The following is a 3,748-nucleotide window of genomic DNA, read 5'->3' on the forward strand; positions in this document are numbered from 1 at the left end:
CATTTGGGGCTGTGTCCTTGGTTTGTCGGGGTGTGTTCGCAACTATCACCGTAGACCAAGACCAGCCCTTCTTCATTTTTTGCTTTCAGCTCAAGTGGTTAGCTGTTAAGTAAGTGCCATTCGGGACTGATTTATTTTCTGAGAAATAAATCAGCCCCCTTTTTGCTCAGTTCCCTTTTTGCTCTTTTTGCTTTGAACTTCTGCGCAATTGGTATAGAGGAAGTGATTCGCCATACCTCGATCTACCCACGCTCGGGTAGCTCTGTCGACGATGCGGTGTGTCTGCGTGATGTCTAGCTGATTGCGTGTGGAGTGGGTGAAGGTCGGCATGCTCCATCGTTCGGTGTCGATAGGAACATCGAATTCGAACAGATGGACATGTGGGCCTTCACCTCGATAATCCTTGATTGCTGCATTGGCTACCTTTCTGATATCCCTTGCTTGAGTCCGCATGACGGCATTCAGAACCACAATACAGTGGGCCTTGAGCAGTGCGAGCAGCTCTTCAATTTCAACTTCAGCATCATTGCTGATAAAGACCTCGTGCAATCTGCCTCTCCATTGATACAACTTTGCTCACATCGCTCCGGTACTGCGCCTGTGCGCGTTTCTGGTTCCAAAGAGTTAGATCGACCGAATTTAGCACAACGTGCGCGTGATTCACTGCCATTCGTGCACACGTTCCGCAGGAATGATTGGCCAGGCAGAAAACCGGGACAGATTTATTTTTTGAATATCACCCATTGAGATCTATCTGTTCATAAGCCCCTACCTCCATCTTATAGACGGATATCGAGGATGCACCAAGTTTGGATTGTAAAAAGCCTACAAGAATTCTGAGGTTGCAGTTTTCATACATAGAGGTCGGACGTACTACCGTTACCTTGCCAAGATCACTATCGTAAATTCTGACGTGAAACTCATCCATTTCATTCCGAATCACGTAGTTGAAACCACGGTACTCATATCCCGCGTCGTGGTCGACATCATCGAAGCGTGTAGTGTTTACAATTCTCAAAATGAATTTCCATGATCCGACTAGCGCCAACCAAACGTGTTGCGACGTTCAGGTGACGTACGAGAACAGCCTCGTGAGGCGCTTCATCCAGGGTGAGATTGGAGGTCAGAAGCACGCTGCTCACCAACTACCGTAAGGGATACCGTACTTCTCAATGTACTGCTTTGCCTTTTCACTCACAGGATAAGCGTAACGCCCTTCGTTCTTACCTTGGCTCGGCCCTAGCGGCTCAATTTCTGCCTGCGCTCGAGCGACTTTGACCGGGTGGTGGCAAGAGTCTCTTACCCAAACCTGCACAACACCACCGGGGGCCAACCCTAAATAAACCGACGCCATAAATCTCGCTTCCTGACCAGGCGTCTGCGGGCAACGTTGATTGACGGACGCCACCATCAACTGCCTAGCTTCCTCTGGGATTTCTACCCATGCCTGCCACGTTTTCTGTTCGACAATCGATTGCCAACGGACCCAGATGCGAACAGGTAAATCTGCTCCTACCACTCTCCTTCCGCTGCCGCCTACCCCACCTGTCCAACCTCGGGCGGACTCCGTTCCATCTTCCGGCTCTCCCCCCGCAGCGGTGCCGCCGCCGGTTTTGTAGAAAATCCTGCCGTTAATGTCTTGAACAGAACTGTTCTCTACCCAGACCTTCATATAGTCCGGCTCGGTAAACGCCAACTCCCACCACTCGGATTTCGGGTCATTTTTTGCTGAAAGCGGATCCGCAGACTGGCACCCAGTAATGAACAGCGCGCATAGCAGGGTAAAAAGTACTTTCATCACCAAAGTTTCCAGTCAGCTACATGGGGGTGTTGTACGCGTATCGAGTCCGGTGTCGGGGCATTGATGTAAACGGCACGGACGCCACTGCCATCTCTGCGCCCGAGAGGATGGTTCCAATTTGCAGACATGTGAATGTACTTTAGCTTCAACAATTGGTCTTCTTGGATGGAGGTGTCGTAACTACCCGCCAGAAATCGATCACACAGCGCTTGAAGCTCTGCGGGCACTGCCAACTCAGGCGTATCGGGAATGTCTTGAAACCGAACGCCCTTCTCTTTTGCCAATCGGTGCATCACTCGTAGATATACCCTGGAGAGCAAGCCACTCACAGGACGTTTGAGCTGCACTGCGGCATACACGCGCTTCATACGTGGGCTGAGCCGTTCCTGCCGATCAATTGGCAGAAAAAGGGCATCAGGCGTGACGATCTCCAACATTTCTTCAGGCCATCCTTTGGCGAGCCACTGCGCCTTCACCGTCACGGCATCACGGTAGATCGAAGTAGTGGAGACGTCGGTAAATTGCGACACCTCAAGCGTTTGCATCGGACTGACGAGCGCGCACTCTTGGACTTCATCGCGGTAGCCACCGCCGATGTCGGAATGAACCCCGGGCAGAGTTATTTCCAAGTGATCCGCTTTAACGCGGCTCAGAGCGAAGTTAGCCCGATATTCGTCACGCGCGGATAACTGCACCACATCAGTGAAGAAGCGGCGGTCGAGGTAAAGTTTGATTCCTGTTGCGATGGGACTTTTGATATCCCCCAGATTCGACCAGCCAGCAATGGATGGCACCGTATCAAAAAGGCCAATAAAACCCATGTTGATGCTGCTTTTGTACTCTTCGATGAAGGTCCGGCTGAGGGCATTGGCGTTGCTTCGCAAAACCTCCCCGAGTGGCCCCTGCTTTCCACGTACGACCTCGTTGGCAAAGTGTCTTGCTGCAGCAGCACCACGGCTGAAGCCGAATGCATCAAACGTCAGGGACGTAATTTCACTATTGGGATTGTTATCCAGCACGTCCTTGATACGGGTTTTGATCTCTGCGAACGACAACTGAACACGTCCTGCCACGCCTGTATCGCCTCGGCCAGTACCACCACCTAACGTACTGTCCTTCTTGCCTGACTCAGTTCCTATTCCCTCGATATAAATCATCCGGAACGCTTGCTTCTGCAAACCATCTCCTTCGGCCCTTTGAGGTGCGAAGTACAGTTCGCTTAGTTTCTGAACATTGGTGGTGCTATTGGCGTAGCTGCTGTCCGGATCCCTCATGTAAGGCTGACAGCTAGCAGGAATATCTGCCGGCGCAATCGGATGCTGCGCCCCACACAGCAATCCAGCCGCCGTGTTATTCGCATTATTCCCAGTGCCATCAAAGAAAACCCCAATCCTCAACGCGATCCCGATTTTCTCAGGTTCGCGCGCAGGCTCTTTCCCGTGTTTCTCATATTCCGCCCAACGCTGGGCGTGAATATCGACGGGTTTGGCTTCTTCGTAGCGGTGGTTTTTCGGGGAGTTGGGTACGTAGCCACTCATCCGTGATTCCTGGTTCTGATCCTTGAGAACGGCCTGAAGGTTGACAGCCGAGGCTGGGGGGCGCAAGCCGTGGCCGTGTGCCAGCCAGGGTGCGACAGCGGGGTTCGACGAGGGTTTCCCCTCGTCGGGGTGGGGGTTAGCTGGCGATTTCGACGTTATCCAGCGCTTGGTTGACGGCGATTTCGCCGAGCATCACGACTTGGGCGATGCCCAGCGCGGTTTTGCGGTGGGGGGTGTCGAGCATGGCGGCGAAGTTGAGGAGCATTTCGCTGGCGGAGCCCAGGGTTTCGCTGGCGTTGGCGAGCAGGGATTCGCTGTTGTACTTCGGGTTGGCGAGGTACATGCGTTCGGGTTGTTGGGTGCTGGCCATGATTTGGCTGGCGGGTTTGAGGTAGTGGTCGAGGGCGCG

General features: G+C 53.1%; 4 protein-coding genes. All 4 read right to left on the reverse strand.

Going from position 1 to position 3,748, the window contains the following annotated elements:
- Positions 1-150: 150 nt before the first annotated feature.
- Positions 151-549 carry a hypothetical protein gene (locus CKW26_RS02850; protein ID WP_095047418.1) on the reverse strand — a complete coding sequence of 133 codons (399 nt, stop codon included), beginning with the start codon at positions 547-549 and terminating at the stop codon, positions 151-153.
- A 589-nt stretch (positions 550-1,138) separates the two neighbouring features.
- The gene (locus CKW26_RS02860; RefSeq protein ID WP_095047420.1) at positions 1,139-1,798 is read right to left on the reverse strand and encodes a DUF2931 family protein; all 660 of its coding nucleotides are present in this window, start codon (positions 1,796-1,798) and stop codon (positions 1,139-1,141) included.
- Positions 1,798-3,339 (reverse strand): DUF2235 domain-containing protein, encoded by a 1,542-nt coding sequence (locus CKW26_RS02865; protein WP_095047421.1) that lies wholly within the window; start codon positions 3,337-3,339, stop codon positions 1,798-1,800. Before CKW26_RS02865 ends, CKW26_RS02860 begins: the two co-directional genes overlap by 1 nt.
- Before the next feature lie 136 nt (positions 3,340-3,475).
- A partial coding sequence (locus CKW26_RS02870) for a DUF6124 family protein (RefSeq protein ID WP_095047422.1) occupies positions 3,476-3,748 on the reverse strand: 273 nt, incomplete at its 5' end.

The organism is Pseudomonas sp. Irchel s3h9, from assembly GCF_900187475.1.
Classification (GTDB): domain Bacteria; phylum Pseudomonadota; class Gammaproteobacteria; order Pseudomonadales; family Pseudomonadaceae; genus Aquipseudomonas; species Aquipseudomonas neuropathica.

Excerpts from the sequence above, each read along its gene's own strand:
- CKW26_RS02865 (WP_095047421.1), bottom strand. The coding sequence starts at position 3,339 with ATGAGTGGCTACGTACCCAACTCCCCGAAAAACCACCGCTACGAAGAA.
- CKW26_RS02860 (WP_095047420.1), bottom strand. The coding sequence starts at position 1,798 with ATGAAAGTACTTTTTACCCTGCTATGCGCGCTGTTCATTACTGGGTGC.